Origin of the sequence: Paracoccus limosus, from assembly GCF_009711185.1 — a bacterium.
GTDB lineage: Bacteria > Pseudomonadota > Alphaproteobacteria > Rhodobacterales > Rhodobacteraceae > Paracoccus > Paracoccus limosus.
Genome location: NZ_WMIF01000021.1, coordinates 50486 through 65323, shown reverse-complemented (window position 1 = coordinate 65323; position 14838 = coordinate 50486). Strand labels below are relative to the sequence as shown.

Annotated in this window: 14 protein-coding genes and 1 tRNA gene; 8 read left to right on the top strand and 7 right to left on the bottom strand. The window is 62.8% G+C overall.

Annotated elements, in window-relative coordinates:
- On the top strand, positions 1-105 hold a 105-nt coding region (locus GL279_RS14255), incomplete at its 5' end, for a transposase domain-containing protein (protein WP_155064130.1).
- Between the two features lie 16 nt (positions 106-121).
- Here GL279_RS14255 and GL279_RS14250 read toward each other — a convergent pair.
- Both GL279_RS14250 and GL279_RS14245 read right to left on the bottom strand, forming a co-directional pair.
- Positions 122-1090 (bottom strand): phage portal protein, encoded by a 969-nt coding sequence (locus GL279_RS14250; protein ID WP_155065308.1) that lies wholly within the window; start codon positions 1088-1090, stop codon positions 122-124.
- Positions 1091-1093: 3 nt separating this feature from the next.
- Positions 1094-1624 (bottom strand): hypothetical protein, encoded by a 531-nt coding sequence (locus tag GL279_RS14245; RefSeq protein WP_155065307.1) that lies wholly within the window; start codon positions 1622-1624, stop codon positions 1094-1096.
- Positions 1625-1922: 298 nt separating this feature from the next.
- Between GL279_RS14245 and GL279_RS14240 the strand changes: the two genes are divergently transcribed.
- On the top strand, positions 1923-2237 hold the full coding sequence (locus tag GL279_RS14240) for a hypothetical protein (protein ID WP_155065306.1): 315 nt from the start codon (positions 1923-1925) through the stop codon (positions 2235-2237).
- A gap of 125 nt (positions 2238-2362) precedes the next feature.
- Positions 2363-2545, top strand: coding sequence for a hypothetical protein (locus GL279_RS14235; RefSeq protein ID WP_155065305.1), 183 nt, complete (start codon positions 2363-2365; stop codon positions 2543-2545).
- Positions 2546-2549: 4 nt separating this feature from the next.
- On the opposite strand, the gene GL279_RS14230 is transcribed toward GL279_RS14235, so the two are convergent.
- The 4 genes from GL279_RS14230 to GL279_RS14215 form a co-directional block, all read right to left on the bottom strand.
- A complete protein-coding gene (locus tag GL279_RS14230; RefSeq protein ID WP_155065304.1) occupies positions 2550-4301 on the bottom strand; it encodes a phage terminase large subunit family protein in 1752 nt (583 codons plus the stop codon).
- On the bottom strand, positions 4291-4836 hold the full coding sequence (locus GL279_RS14225) for a terminase small subunit (RefSeq protein WP_155065303.1): 546 nt from the start codon (positions 4834-4836) through the stop codon (positions 4291-4293). The genes GL279_RS14230 and GL279_RS14225 overlap by 11 nt, the downstream gene beginning before the upstream one ends.
- A 268-nt stretch (positions 4837-5104) precedes the next feature.
- On the bottom strand, positions 5105-7507 hold the full coding sequence (locus GL279_RS14220) for a phage/plasmid primase, P4 family (RefSeq protein ID WP_155065302.1): 2403 nt from the start codon (positions 7505-7507) through the stop codon (positions 5105-5107).
- 399 nt (positions 7508-7906) lie between these two features.
- A tRNA-Ala gene (locus GL279_RS14215) sits at positions 7907-7982 on the bottom strand.
- A gap of 386 nt (positions 7983-8368) precedes the next feature.
- Here GL279_RS14215 and tig point away from each other — a divergent pair.
- Together tig and GL279_RS14205 are read left to right on the top strand one after the other, a co-directional pair.
- Positions 8369-9703, top strand: a complete 1335-nt coding sequence (tig, locus tag GL279_RS14210; RefSeq protein ID WP_155065301.1) for a trigger factor — start codon at positions 8369-8371, stop codon at positions 9701-9703.
- Positions 9704-9925: 222 nt separating this feature from the next.
- Positions 9926-10114 (top strand): hypothetical protein, encoded by a 189-nt coding sequence (locus GL279_RS14205; RefSeq protein WP_155065300.1) that lies wholly within the window; start codon positions 9926-9928, stop codon positions 10112-10114.
- Between the two features lie 46 nt (positions 10115-10160).
- Here the strand turns inward: GL279_RS14205 and GL279_RS14200 are convergent, their stop codons facing one another.
- Positions 10161-11288: an aminotransferase class V-fold PLP-dependent enzyme gene (locus GL279_RS14200; RefSeq protein ID WP_155065299.1), complete on the bottom strand. Its 1128-nt coding sequence runs from the start codon at positions 11286-11288 to the stop codon at positions 10161-10163.
- Between the two features lie 136 nt (positions 11289-11424).
- Between GL279_RS14200 and GL279_RS14195 the strand changes: the two genes are divergently transcribed.
- Genes GL279_RS14195 through GL279_RS14185 form a run of 3 tightly spaced genes read left to right on the top strand, consistent with a single transcriptional unit; the run spans position 11425 to position 14837 of the window.
- Positions 11425-12123, top strand: a complete 699-nt coding sequence (locus tag GL279_RS14195) for a type 1 glutamine amidotransferase (RefSeq protein ID WP_155065298.1) — start codon at positions 11425-11427, stop codon at positions 12121-12123.
- Positions 12120-13478 carry a glutamine synthetase family protein gene (locus GL279_RS14190; RefSeq protein ID WP_155065297.1) on the top strand — a complete coding sequence of 453 codons (1359 nt, stop codon included), beginning with the start codon at positions 12120-12122 and terminating at the stop codon, positions 13476-13478. Before GL279_RS14195 ends, GL279_RS14190 begins: the two co-directional genes overlap by 4 nt.
- A 51-nt stretch (positions 13479-13529) precedes the next feature.
- Positions 13530-14837 carry an NAD(P)/FAD-dependent oxidoreductase gene (locus tag GL279_RS14185; RefSeq protein WP_155065296.1) on the top strand — a complete coding sequence of 436 codons (1308 nt, stop codon included), beginning with the start codon at positions 13530-13532 and terminating at the stop codon, positions 14835-14837.
- Position 14838 lies beyond the last annotated feature (1 nt).

Sequence of the window (14838 nt, the reverse complement as noted above, 5' to 3'; positions counted from 1 at the left end):
TACCTCGCCGATACCCTCCGGGCCATCCTCGACGGACACCCCAGATCCCGCATCGAGGACCTCATGCCCTGGTGCTACGACCAAGCGTCAAGCCTCGCTGCATAGGGCCTCGTCGTCGCGCTTACGAATAATTGGCCTGGCTGACATCATGGCTGATGAGATGTGCGGGAATTCCCACCCCTGCAGCAATTCGTTGGGTTAGATGGCGCAGGAATTCCCCGGCCTGTTGCGTCTGCTGGGGCGCGATGGTGTTGATCTGCCAATTACCAGGCAGCCGGATCATGCTGCCAGGTTCGAGGCTTTGACCATCGGCCAAGGGATCTTCGCCGCCCATCTCTGCCGTGTTGGTCAGGATCACTGACAGCAGCGCCGCAACCTTTGATTGGGTCAGCAACGCATCCTCTAGCCCATCCAGTTCGGACAGCGCCAGCAGCACCGGCGCCAGGGCCGAAACGCCCCGCACCTGTCCCGGCCCGGCAGGCTGGAACACATGGATCACATCCGAGGCAGGCACGCGCACGGGCGGCGCATAGGCTGCCTGCAAGGCATCGGGCCGGATCGGGTGAATATGGAATGCCTGCGCCCGGCCGGAGTCGTCGAGTTCCACACCCGCCGCGATGCGGTCAGTAGTGATGTCGGCAATCTGCTCGGGCGGCAGGTGCAACAACTGGTCGCCTTGCCACATCAGCAGCGCTTCGCCGTCAATCCTTTCGGATCGGGCCAGTTGGGCCTGCAGCCCATAAAAATCGGCCCGGCCCTGCACGTCTGCACGCTTGGCCCACTTCGCGAAATACGCATCGAGAAGCTGCCGGGTCAGGCTGGCCGGGTGTTGGCTCGTCGGGCGCATACCTGCCCCGATTGCCGCATCCGTCCAAGCCGCGACGGCAGCAGCGGCCAGCGCGTTATTCTCGGCGGCGTAGCGGGCACGGGATCGGATGCTGGGCGCGGCTGCGGTCGTTTCGGGCCCGTAGCCCGCGAATCGGTTGGCGCCGCCATTGAAGCGGGTGCGGGACGGGCTGGCCGCGTCATAGCTGCGGACCTGCGGCGCAGGTGCGGCGCTGCGGTTGAGGAGTCGCGACCAGAACGCCATGGCTTAAGCCTCTTGCGCCAGCAGCGGCGACAGCAGATCGCCCAGCGGCAAAAACTGATAGCTCAGCGTCACGTCGCCGCGGGTGAAACGCTCGGCATTTGCTGCGCGGCGGCCCTGCACAACCATGTCGAACCGCGACAGTTCGATGATCATTTCCCGCTGTCCTTCGACGTTCAGGACATAGCGCACGGCCAGATGCCAGTTGCGGCTGCCAGCGCGGATCGATGCGATCATTTCATCCAGTGCCCGAGGCACCAAGCCGCCAGGCGCATCCTGCAAAGCGGCCCTCCGAACCTCCAATGCTGCCGCGACCTTCGCCAGATCGGCGCCGTTCACATCGGACAGTTGCGCAACCAGCAGCACAAAGGCGCGAACCATATCGGCATGGTCATATTCGGTCGGGCTTTTTGCGGTCGGACCTGGCGTGCCACCCAAATGGGCTTTCATTGTGGGATTGCGCAGCGTTCCATGCAGCCACGCGGCGTCCCGGTTCAAGTGTGGTGCGATTTGATCGGCGATGTCAGCAAGACGCATTGGCGGGAGCTCCTTTTTCATGCTTATCGCATCTTGCAGTGCCAGCTGCAAGAAAAATGTTGCAGCGGGCACTGCAAGATGCGATAAGGGCATTATGCGAAGCTGTGGGGGCTTCAATCGTGGGGCATGATGGTGTGGGGCGGTTTCGATCGCCCCACGCACCACAAGAAAGGCGCGGGCGGGTTATCCTCCCCCAAACGCGCGGCAGATTAGCGTTTGGTTGGCGCGGGATTTGCGGGGGCGGCGTGTGGCTTACGGTGAGCGCGCCGCCCTTATTCATTCAGCACATAGGAAAACCATGCAGACACTCGAAAAGGGCGCGATGATCGATGAGCGGTTCCGGGCGCGGTTCCCGGATCGGCGGGCGTGGCTGCGCCCGGCTACAGGCGGTGAGCGCCGCCTGTGGGCATCTCATGCTTCCCGCGGTTGGCACCTCTGCGTCGTCGTCGTTCGGGATGACGGCGATTATCGGAAGGTCCCGTTCCTCTCCAGGTCGCGCGACCTGGCAGATGCGACCGAAACGGCGGTGCTTGAAACTGCGACGGCTGCAATTCAGGCCATTAACGCGGGCGCAATAGCCCGGATCGTCCCGAAAAGGTTTGGTCGGGCGTAACTTTCACTTTTCAAGTGCGATCTCACGCGAAAAGTGTAAGTGTATGTAACTGCTAAATAATTATTGCCAATGCGCGTTTCTGTCGCCATGCTGATTCCCATGGTGCAACATGAGGGAATCAGCAAATGAAACTTACCGGGGAAGGCGCAGCCGTCGAGGCTATGCGCGCGGCGGCGACCGAACACAGCATTGAAATTCCGGCTTTGGTGGCCCGCATTACAGAAGCGGCGCTGGTCGATGATTATCAATTCCTGGCCACCATCGCGTATCTGGCAGCGGATGCCTTCGCAGAGCTGAACGGGCGATAAGCGATCACCGCGCCATCCAAGCAGATTTAATCACGCGCGGCGGTGCTTTCGGCGCTGCCGCGCTTGCTAGTTCCGCCTGCCGCAGATCCAGACGCTGGCCGATTAGCTGCCGCACCGCAAGCGCGTAAACTGAGGCATCCAGCGTTTCGGCCCGCTTGCCTTTGATCCTCTCAAACCGGGCTTCAGGCTTGCCGCGCACATAGCGCACGATGCGGCGTTCTGATGCGAACTGTTCAAAGAAGATCGGCGGCAGGGCTTCGGAAAAGCGGATGCCCTGCGACCGGCTGACGCGCGCGAACAACTGCGATTTCGCAGCATCGACACCGACAAGCCAAAGATGCTGATTGCCCGACTTCTGAATCAGCCCGCGACTGAAGCCCGGCACGCCCTTGATCGGGACGACGCGACGCCCGAAACGCGACCGGCAAAAGCCCATGACATGCTCAAGGTGCCCACCGTCGCCAGAGTCCACCGCGCAGGCGTCAATCTTGATCGTGCCGCCGTTGGGATGCTTCCAAGTCTCGCGCAGCACCGAGTCCAGATCCTGCCAAACCTGTTCCCCGTCGATCGGCCCCCAGATCACGCGATGATCGAGGACCAGCCAATCGGTTTCGCCGTGGCCCATGATAACCAGCTCAAGCCGGTCGTCCTGGCAATCCACTCCGCAGGTCAGCCAAAGAACCTCGGGCGGCAACTGGTCGAGGCTGAAGGGTTCGCGGCGTCGGAACAGCTCATGCTCATCGAAGTCTTCGCCCTCTGTCTTCCAAGGCTGGCCAAGGATCGTGTTGACGAATGGCTGCAGCGTCTCGGGGCTGCGCTTGGCTTGCAGGAACTCGGCTGCCAGCTTGCCCCAGCGCGCGTTGTGATGTGGGCTGAAAAGGCAGTTGATTCGGAATCCGGCGTGGCCCTTCACCTCGGGCGCTGTGGCTCGCCAGCGGCCTTGTGCGACCATTGCGGGCTTGTGGCGTTCCTCAATGACGCAACCGCAGCCGGGACAGGTCCAAGCCGCTTGGTCGGGCTGACCTTCTGGCCACGTGATTTGTGCCCATTCGATTTCATGGAAGCCGCCGCATTCGGGGCATAACACCTCGTAGATGCGTTGGTCGCTTTCGCCATAAAGGCGGGTAATCGGCCCAAAGTCGAAAATGGGAGTCGAGCCCGCCAAGATCTTGCGGTCGCGGAAGGTGAGCGTTCGCATTTCGGCCAGCTTGATCGGGTCGCCTTCCTGTGTGACCTCGTATCCGTCGATTTCATCCATCGCCAGAAAACGAGTCGTGTGCCGCCTCAGATTGCGCGGTGATTTGGCCGCAAGAAATTTGAGGCTGCCGCCCGGAAAGCGGCGCGCAAGCATCGTGCTGCGGCCGGATTCGTCGGCATCGTCGGACAGCAGCCCGCGCAGGCTGGGCGATGCCTCAAACAGCGACTCCAGTTCGACGCTGTAATCCCGCGCATCGTCGGCAGTTGGTTGCAGGGCAATGATGGGCGCCGGGGCGTTAGCGACAAAATGCGCCAGCGTTGCGCTGAGCCATTGCGTGTAACCGATCCTCGCACCCTTTTGGATTGTGATGCGTTCAATTTCGGGATCTTCGATGGCCTCGCACCAGCCGCGCTGGAAAGGCCAAAGCTGCATCTTGCCCGGAAGTGCTGACGCGCTGGCCGGGATCACGACGCTGGATTCGATCCAGTCAGCCAGCGGGACGTTGGGCGGCGGCAGCAGCGCCCGCAGCGCCTCGGCGCGGATAGCTTCAACCTGCATGGCCCAGCCCCTCCAGCGCGCGGAGGATTTCGTTGTCGATCGTGGCGACATCGGTCGCGGTCAGGTGCGGCAGCCCTGCACCGCAACGGGACGGCACCGCCAGCAGGGCATTGCGCAGGTCGCGCAGGATGCTGGCCCACTCGCGGGTGACGGCTGCGGCTTCGACCAGTTCCCCACGCTCGCGTTGAACTCTGGCTTCCTCTTTATCGGCCTGTGCGCGGGTGAGGCGCAGCTTTTCTGCTTTTAGCGCGTCGGGGTCCGCACCGGCTGCTGGATTGCCTGCCCGTCCCGCCGCTTCCCGCATCCTCGCGGTATAGGAAAGCACAGAGGCCCGCACATCGAACCGGCCCCGCCCAGATTTCACAAGCGCGCCGTCACGGGCCAAGGTCCGCGTGCGGCTGGCTGTGATACCAAGGAAGCTGGACAGCTCGGCCTCGGTCATCTCTGCCGGGATAACCTGCAGGACGTTTTGCGGTGCTGCGGGTTCATTTAGATCGAGAATCCAGCTCTCATCGTCGATTTGATTCAGATGCATCTTTCGGACACCCTAGTTGAAAAAATTCTGCACAGCGTTTTGCATCGAGGTCCATGTCCCCCGCGGTGCCACCCGGCAGGGAAGGACCCTTGAGGACGTATGAGAATGCATTGGTCCGATTGCCCAGATGCTTGCGGGTGATGCGGGTTAACCGGGTTAATCACCGCGCCCTTATCGACTCCTATAGAGTCAGAATGAGGAACTGATTTGCCTGCGCGTATAGGAGCCCATAATGCCAGCCGATTAACCCGGTTAACCCATGCCATGCTCAGGTTGCCTCACCAACTTCTGGGCATTCGTCGAAACCATCACGCAACGCGATGCCGTAGAAGGTTGGCCAGTTCTTGGCACCGGGCCGACGCACATGCCCACGCTCAACCATGGCTTCGCTGAACGTATTCTTAGCCATTGGCTTGCTGCGTTCCTGATCGCACCACGTCAGGTAACGCTGATACAGATCCTTAACCGTGACCTTGCAGCCCAGATCCTGCGTGATCTCATCCGCGACAAAATCGGCAAGCACGTCCTCGGCGGCCAGATAGGCGGTTGAGGCGGCTTCCACGGCAGCAGGGATGCCCAAGCCCTCCCTATGCCACGCAACGGCGCCGTCGATCATCCAGCGCAGGATTGCACCCGCCTCTTCTTTCAGGCGATCAGGTAGCCCGCGATCTTCCCGGCCCACGAATGACGCGGTGAAGGGCACCAGCGTCATGCGGGCTTTCATGGCAACGTCAGTCGTGCGGATGCGCGGCTTGGTGTTGCCGTCAATGATAAGCGTGAACTTCGGTGTGAACTCGAAAGAGTCCTGGCGCATCAGGTTTGCGGTGATCGTGTCGCCGCCTGTCAGTTGCTTGATGAGCGACTCGTTCCACGTCTGCCCCACGGGTAGCTCAGCGCCGCGAACAAGCCGCGCACCGCGCAGGCGGGCGATCGGGCTGGCGTGCTGCGTCCCGCGCGTCTCAAGCAGGGCCGAAGTGGGCACGCCTTTGGCATAATCGCCCATGATGTCCTGCAAGGTGTTCAGCAGTGTCCCCTTGCCGTTTCGCCCGCTGCCGTGGAACAGGAAAAGGCGGTGTTCCCGCGTGCTGCCGGTCAGAGCATAGCCTGCCAGTCGTTGGATAAAGCGCGGCATGTCAGGATCGTTCGGGAAGACTTCGGAAAGGAATTGCAGCCAAGCCGTTGGGGCTTCGCCTTGGGCGGCAGGCGCAACGCTGGTGTTTTTGGTGATGTAATTGCGACGATCGGCGGGCCGCAACTCACCTGTGCGCAAATCCACCGTGCCGCCCGGCGTGCCCAGCAGCATATCGTCTGCGTCCCAGTTCTCGGGGCGGCTCAAGGAACAATGGTTAGACCGCGCCAGCCGTTCCACTGCCGCAATGAACGGATCTTGCCGCATTGCCTTGGCCTTGGCCCGCGTGGCGGTGATCAGTTCCTTGGTCGCCTCATCATCCAGCCGTCGCGCCTTGGCGCTGGCTTCGGCCCACCGCATCAGCGCCGTTGCCTTGGCCCGCACATAGTCCCGCACGATCGACATGGGACGCATACCCGGCGAAGCCTGCCAGCGCGTGCCCTCCCAAAGCAGCCAGCCGCCCAGTTCCCCGACATAGCGGGCATTTGCGTCGAAGCCGTCGCGGCCCAGATCCAGTGCAAGCTGATCGTGCGACAGGTCGGGAATCTCATCGACTGCAAAATCTGTAACAATCGCGCCGGGCAGGTCGTCAAAATCGGCCAGATCGACAGCAGGTAGATCACGGGCGCGTTCCCATGCGCGGCGCAATTGCCGATCGTCCTTGGCCCATTCGGTAAGGGCCGCATCTGAATGACAGGCGGCAGCGAATTGTTCAAAGGACTCGCCCGCACGCTTGCACTGGCCCGCCAGCCGGAAGGCCCGCCCGCTGCGGGACTCGTCCTTGGCTGCTATGACGGGTGACGGCGCATCGCCTTTGAACCGTGGCCCGGCGTTTTGGATCAGCCATTCCAGCGCCGCGCGATCAACCAGCCGCATATCGGCAGGCGAAGCGGGCAGCCCTTGCCCCGTGAAGGCAAAGTAACGGTTGCCCAGATGCAAGGCGATTTCATGGTGACTGCCACGCGACCAGCTTTTGCCGTGCTGCGTTCCCATGATAGCGCGGGCGGCTTCCAAATCATCGGGCGCATATCGAAAATACACCTTAACACCCGTTCCGCTGGGGCTGATTTCGGCATAGCTGGCAAAGCGGTCGATGACCTCGGCGGCCCACGGTGCAAGGCCGTTCAGGTCATCATAGCACGAATCCAGATCCACGCCGCCGATGCCGTCGCCCAGCATCAGGCCTACGCCGCCGCGCTGCCCTTCCGACAGCAAGGCCGATGCCAGCACCTCCGCACGCCCCTTGGGCATCCAAGTTGCCGGATCATTTGCCCGTGCCATACGCTGCGGGCCGCAATAAGGCACTTTGACGGGTTTGCCGTTGCGCTGATCTTCGCGCCACGCCACCCAGCGCGGGCTAGCGGCCATTGCATCCCAGCCTTGCCCGATCGCATCCAATGCGCTATCTTTGAGAAGGTTGCTTTTCTCGGCCACCGCAGTTTCAACGCCGTTCCGGGTTCCAGCCGGGGCGGCGTTTTCTGTTGGGCTATCCGAAAGCAGGTCGGACAGGTCGAAATGGTCGTTTAGGTTGATGCCTTCCATGGCAGTTCCTCTGGTTGAGGCCCTGCAAGCGGGTTGCCAATCGCAGAATAAACCTAAGCAATACAACGGGGAGTTTTGGGGTTGTTTGACAGTCTAAGCGAATGATTAAATTCATTTCTGACACTCCCACCCTCTCCGCCACTTGGTGGCAGAAATCATCCGAAAATTCATGCGTTTCGATCGAGCCGACCGATATGCGGGCTGGATCGCGCAAGCTGCATTGCGGTGATGGGGCAGGCATGCCGCCGAGCCCATGCCGCAGCACGGCATTCCAGATTTCATTTGAAGTTCGTCCGCCAACATCACGGATCAGGCCCACGCGTCACGACAGCCCTGTATGAAGGATCGAGACCGGGGATGCCGGTTCATTTTATCCATCACGTCGTCTTTGGGAGGATTTGGTGGAGCCAAGGGGAGTCGAACCCCTGACCTCTTGAATGCCATTCAAGCGCTCTACCAACTGAGCTATGGCCCCACCGGAGGTCCAGATGACGTTTCCGCCGTCTGCGTAGGGCGTCGTATAGGGGTGGGTGAAAATGGGCGCAAGCGGAAAAATCACTTCGGATGAAGAAAACATGAAAATTGCCATTTCCCCCATGTTTCCAGACAGATGCGGAAACAGCTCCGAAACGGCACGGTGATATCCCGCCCGAGAGGGGGACGGAATGCGTTTCCCGAGCGCCCGCCCCGGCACCTCTATAGACGCGCCACCGGGCCGGGCCGGCAAATCCCCTTGGTTCTTGCTATGGACCGCGAAATCCCATAGCTAGCGCGCTGAAACGCGACGGCCATAGGCCGGGGATCCGGCATGGCCGGGCGCCTCGACAAGAAGCCGTCCCATGCTTGGATGAAGGAACGCACATGCAGGTCAAGGAAACCCAGAACGAAGGGCTGAAGCGCAGCTACCAATTCACCCTGCCGGCGGCCGATCTGGCCGCTCAGGTTGAAACGAAGCTGAAAGAGGCTCAGCCCGAAATCGAGATGAAGGGCTTCCGTAAGGGCAAGGTCCCGATGGCGATGCTGAAAAAGCAGTTCGGCCCGCGCGTCATGGGCGATGCCATGCAAGAAGCGATCGACTCGGCCCTGCGCGATCATATGGAGAAATCCGGCGACCGCCCTGCCCTGCAGCCCAAGGTCGAAATGGTCGGCGGCGAATCCTGGAAAGAGGGCGACGATCTTGTGGTCGACGTCACCTATGAGGCCCTGCCCGCCATCCCCGAACCCGATCTGTCGGGCGTCGAGCTGGAGCGTCTGGTCGTCGAGCCGAGCGAAGAGCAGGTGACCGAGGCGCTGGAGAATCTGGCCAAGAACGCGCAATCCTTCGAGGATCGCAAGAAAGGCACCAAGTCCAAGGACGGTGATCAGCTGGTGATCGACTTCAAGGGCTCGGTCGATGGCGAGCTGTTCGAAGGCGGCAGCGCCGAGGACTATCCGCTGGTTCTGGGCTCGAACAGCTTCATCCCCGGCTTCGAGGCGCAGCTGGTCGGCGCCAAGGCTGGCGATGAGGTCAAGATCGAGGTGAAATTCCCCGAAGACTATGGCCACCCCGGTCTGGCGGGCAAGGATGCCGTCTTTGAAACCACGGTCAAAGCCGTGAAAGCGCCGAAACCGGCCGAGCTGGACGATGAGCTGGCCAAGAAATTCGGCGCCGACAGCCTGGACGCGCTGAAAGCGCAGATCCGCGAGCGGCTGCGGGCCGAATACGAAGGCGCCTCGCGTCAAGTGCTGAAACGCGCCCTGCTGGACAAGCTGGATGATCTGGTGAAATTCGAGCTGCCCGAATCGCTGGTCGAGGCCGAAGCCGACCAGATCGCGCACCAGCTCTATCACGAAGAGCACCCGGACGATCACGGCCATAACCATGGCGAGATCGAGCCCACGGACGAGCATAAGAAACTGGCCGAGCGCCGCGTGCGTCTGGGGCTGCTGCTGGCCGAGATCGGCCAGAAGGCCGAGATCACCGTCTCGGATCAGGAGATGACCCAAGCCGTGCTGCGTCAGGCCCGCCAATATCCGGGTCAGGAACGCGCCTTCTTCGAGTTCATCCAGCAGAACCCGCAAGCCCAGCAGCAGCTGCGCGCGCCGATCTTCGAAGACAAGGTCGTCGACCACATCGTGGAAGGCGCCAAGGTCTCGGACAAGACCGTGTCCAAGGAAGATCTGGAAAAGGCCATCGAGGCGCTGGACAACGTCTGATCCGGCCTCGCCCCGAACCTATCAGGGCCGCTCCTTCGGGGGCGGCCTTTTTGATTTCAGGCATAAATCAGAAGATGTTCCCCTGATCCACTTTACACGCCTAACGCGAAATACTCCAATATGACGGCATGGAAATGCGCAGAATCAACCTGGAGTTAAGAATTGACGATCAAGGCACCATTCTTCCTGTTCTCGGCCGCCGTCCTGCTAGGCGCCTGCTCCATGGATCCCAAGAATTATGAAACCACCCCGGTCAAGATCAGCAGCCCCGCCGGCCCGGTGACCTGTCAGCTTTATACGAAGAAGCTGGTCGTCTGGGACCGCGCAATCGACCGCCCTGCCAAGATGAGCGTGGCCGAGGCCGATTCCCTGTGCAAGGCCGAGGGGCAGAAGGAAAAGAACGTAAAATGACGGGTGGCGCCTGCGAAACCAGTTCGCAGGCGCCAGACCATCCGGCCTACAGCGCCGCGTCAAAGGCCGGCAGCAGCCGGTCCAGCGTGCCCTGCACATCCTTCAGCTTGTCGAGCCCGAAAAGCCCGATGCGGAAGCTGCGGAACCCCTCGCCCTCGCCGACCAGCAAGGGCACGCCGGCAGCGATCTGATAACCTTGCGCCACAAATTTCTTGCCGTTCTGCACCTCGGGATCGTCGGTATAGCAGACGACGACGCCCGGGGCGGCAAAGCCCTCGGCCGCGACCGAGCGCAGCCCGCGCCGCGCCAGATCTGCCCGCACTGCCTCGCCCAGTGCCCATTGCGCCGCCTTGGCCTCGTCAAAGCCCAGCGCCTTGGTTTCCATCATCGCCGCATGCAGCCCGACGATGGCATCGGTGGGCATGGTGGCGTGATAGGCGTGGCCGCCGTCCTCATAGGCCTTCATGATCGCGCGCCATTTCTTGAGGTCCAGCGCGAAGCTGTTCGAGGTGGTCTCATCAAGCCGCGCCAGCGCCCGGGCCGAGAACATCACCATCCCAGCCGAGGGCGAGGCCGACCAGCCCTTTTGCGGCGCCGAGATCAGCACATCCACCCCGGTTGCCGCCATATCGACCCAGATCGCGCCCGAGGCGATGCAGTCCAGCACCATCAGCGCGCCGACCTCATGCGCAGCATCGGCCACGGCCTTGATATAGTCGTCGGGCAGGATCATCCCCGCCGCCGTCTCGACATGCGGGGCAAAGACCACATCGGGCCGCGCCTCGCGGATGCGCGCCACCACCTCATCGACCGGGGCGGGCGCGAAGGCAGCCTTGGGCTCATTCCCCGCAGGCCGCGCCATCATCACTGTGGTCTCGGCGGCAAAACCGCCGGCATCAAGGATCTGGCTCCAGCGAAAGCTGAAAAAGCCGTTCCTGACGATCAGCGCGTGGGCGTCGCGGGCGAATTGCCGCGCAACTGCCTCCATGGCGCAGGTGCCGCCACCGGGCACCAAGGCCACCGCCTCGGCCCGATAGACCGCGCGCAGATCGGCCGAGATGTCGCGCATCACCGCCTGGAATTTCTGCGACATGTGGTTAAGCGAGCGATCGGTGAACACCACCGAGAATTCCTGCAGGCCATCGGGATCGACCTCTGGGAGAAGTCCGGGCATGACACATCCTTTGCTGCTGTTTTTCGCGCCAGCCTAGCCTGCGACCGGCAGCGGGGCCAGCCCCCAAACGGCCGAGGCCCCTTGCCCGGTCCGGCGCCCGGCACTACCTTGGCGGCAAACAATCAACAGGCCAGATATGCGCATCGGCATTCTCAAATGCGGTCAGTCTCCCGAAACTCTTCGCGGCGAACTGGGCGATTACGACATCATGTTCGAAACCCTGCTGGCCGGGCGCGGTTTCGACTTTGCCAGCTATCATGTCGAGGCGATGGAGTTTCCCGCCTCGGTGCATGAGGCCGAGGGCTGGCTGCTGACCGGCTCGCGCCATGGCGTCTATGAAGATCACGCCTTCATCCCGCCGCTCGAGGAGTTCATCCGCCGCGCCTACGGCGAACATGTGCCGCTGGTCGGCATCTGCTTCGGCCATCAGATCATCGCGCAGGCCCTGGGTGGCAAGGTCGAGAAATATGCCGGCGGCTGGGCCATCGGCGCGCAGGATTATGATTTCGAGGGCCAGCCGGTGACGCTGAACGCCTGGCATCAGGATCAGGTGGTGGAACGGCCGCAAGGCGCGCGGCCGATCGCCGCGAACGGGTTTTGCGAGAATGCGGCGCTGGTCTATGACGATGACCGTGCGCTGACTGTGCAGGGCCATCCGGAATTTGGCGATGCGATGATCGCCGGCCTGATCGACCACCGCAGCAGCAGCATCCCGGCCGAGCTGGTCACCCGCGCGCAGGCCCGCATGTCGGGCTCTGGCCCCTCATCCCTGCTGGCCGACCGGATCGAACGCTTTCTGAAGGCGCCGCGCGCCGCGGCGCGAGGTGCAGCATGAGAGCGCATTGGATCGACGAAACCCCGCGCGCGACGCGGGACTATGTCTCGGGCCGCCGGCTGGACGAAATCGAATGCATCGTCGCCGACATCGCCGGCGTCGCGCGCGGCAAGGCCATGCCCGCGTCGAAGTTCGACCATCAGGAACGGTTCTACCTGCCGAACTCGATCTTTTTGCAGACCATCACCGGGGATTGGGCCGATAACCCGAACGGCGCCTTTACCGAACCGGACATGATCCTGACCCCGGATTTTTCGACCGCGACCGCGGCACCATGGACCGCCGACGTGACCTTGCAGGTCATCCATGACGTTTGCGACCAGTCCGGCAACCCGGTGCCCATTGCACCGCGCAACGTGCTGAAACGTGTGGTCGAGCTTTACCGGCAAAAGGGCTGGCAGCCCATCGTCGCGCCGGAGATGGAATTCTTTCTGACCGCGCGCAATATCGACCCGAACCAGCCGATCATGCCGCCGATGGGCCGCACCGGGCGGCGGGCGGCGGCGAAACAGGCCTATTCCATGTCGGCGGTGGATGAATACGGCAAGGTCATCGACGACATCTATGATTTCGCCGAGGCGCAGGGCTTCGAGATCGACGGCATCCTGCAAGAGGGCGGCGCCGGTCAGGTCGAGATCAACCTGAACCATGGCGATCCGGTGCATCTGGCCGACCAGATCTTTTTCTTCAAGCGGCTGATCCGCGAGGCGGCGTTGCGCCACGACTGTTTCGCAACCTTCATGGCCAAGCCGATCGAGGGCGAACCGGGCAGCGCCATGCATATCCACCATTCGGTGGTGGGCATCGAGTCGGGCAGCAATATCTTTTCCGACACGCAGGGCCGCGAGACGCCGGAATTCCTGCATTTCATCGCCGGGATGCAAAAGCACCTGCCGGCGGCGGTGGCGCTGCTGGCGCCCTATGTGAACAGCTATCGCCGTTATGTCCCTGATTTCGCGGCACCGATCAATCTGGAGTGGGGCCGCGACAACCGCACCACCGGTCTGCGGGTGCCGATCTCTGGCCCCGAGGCGCGGCGGCTGGAGAACCGGCTGGCGGGAATGGATTGCAACCCCTATCTGGGGCTCGCGGCCAGTCTCGCCTGCGGCTACCTTGGCCTTTGCGAGCAGGAAAATCCGCGCGCGGAATGTCTGGGGGATGCCTATATGTCCGAGGATGAGCTGCCCTATAATCTGGGCGACGCGCTGGACCTGATGGACGACAGCGCGCCGATGCGCGAGGTGCTGGGCGCCGAGTTCTTTGCCGTCTATCAGGCGGTCAAGCGCAATGAATACAAGGAGTTCCTGCAGGTCATCAGCCCGTGGGAGCGCGAGCACCTGCTGTTGAACGTGTGAGCTCCGGCGCCCCTGACCACGCTTGGCCGGGTATTTGGAAAATGGTGAAGGATGGACCTGCTGTTCTGCAATGACCGGCTTGGGGAATATCCGCCCAGCCTCTATGCCCAGACGCGCGCGGCCTTGGCAGATTTCGCCCCCTTGCGGGGCGAGGTGCGGGCGGATGTCTGCGTGGTCGGCGGCGGCTATACCGGCCTGTCGGCGGCGCTGCATCTGGCTGAGGCGGGGCGTCGGGTCGTGCTGCTGGAAGCGCATCGCGTCGGCTTTGGCGCCTCGGGGCGCAATGGCGGGCAGCTGGGCTCGGGCCAGCGGCTGGAGGTGGACGAGCTGGAGCGGATGGCGGGCCGCGAGGCGGCGCATCATCTGTGGGACATGGCCGAGGCAGCCAAGGCCCTGACCCGTGCGCTGGCCGCGCGTGCGGGCGTTCCGGTGGCGGACGGGATCGCCCATGCCTTTCGCAAGCCAAGCGAGTTCGATCATGCGCGGGCCATGATCGAGAGGCTGGCCCGCGATTACGGCTATCACGCCATCGAGGCGCTGGACCGCGATGGGTTTCGCGCCCTCGTCCCTTCGGAGGCCTATGTCGCGGGCGAGCTGGACATGGGCGCGGGCCATCTGCATCCGCTGAATCTGGCCATCGGCATGGCGCGGCTGGCCGATGCGGCGGGGGCGGTGATCCATGAACGCAGCGCGGTCACCGGCATCCGGCATGGCGATGTCACCGGCCAGACGCGAGTGACGACGGCCGGCGGCACCGTCCTTTGTGATCACCTGATCCTTGCCTGCAACGGCTATCTGGGCGATCTGGAGCCGAAGGTCGCGGCCCGGGTCATGCCAATCAACAATTTCATCGTCGCGACCGAGCCCTTGGGCGCGCGCGCGCGTGAAGTGCTGGCCCGCGACATCGGCGTGCATGACACGAAGTTCGTGGTGAACTACTGGCGGCTGGATCCTGAGGGCCGGCTGATCTTTGGCGGCGGCGAGAATGTCAGCTATCGCTTTCCGGCCGATATCTTTGCCAAGGTGCGCAAGCCCTTGTTGCAGATCTATCCGGGGCTGGCGGATGTGAAGCTGACCCATGCCTGGGGCGGCACGCTGGCGATCACCATGAACCGGATGCCGTGCTTCATCCGGCCGGCGCCGAATTGCCTGTCGGCCAGCGGCTATTCCGGCCATGGCTTGGCGCTGGCCACGCTGGCCGGAAAGCTGATGGCGCAGGCGGTGGCGGGTCAGTCCGAGGGCTTTGACACCATGGCCGCCCTGCCGCAGCCGCCGTTTCCCGGCGGCGCGGCACTGCGCTGGCCGCTGCTGGTCGCCGGCATGAGTTGGTATGCCTTGCGCGACCGGCTGGGGGTCTAGC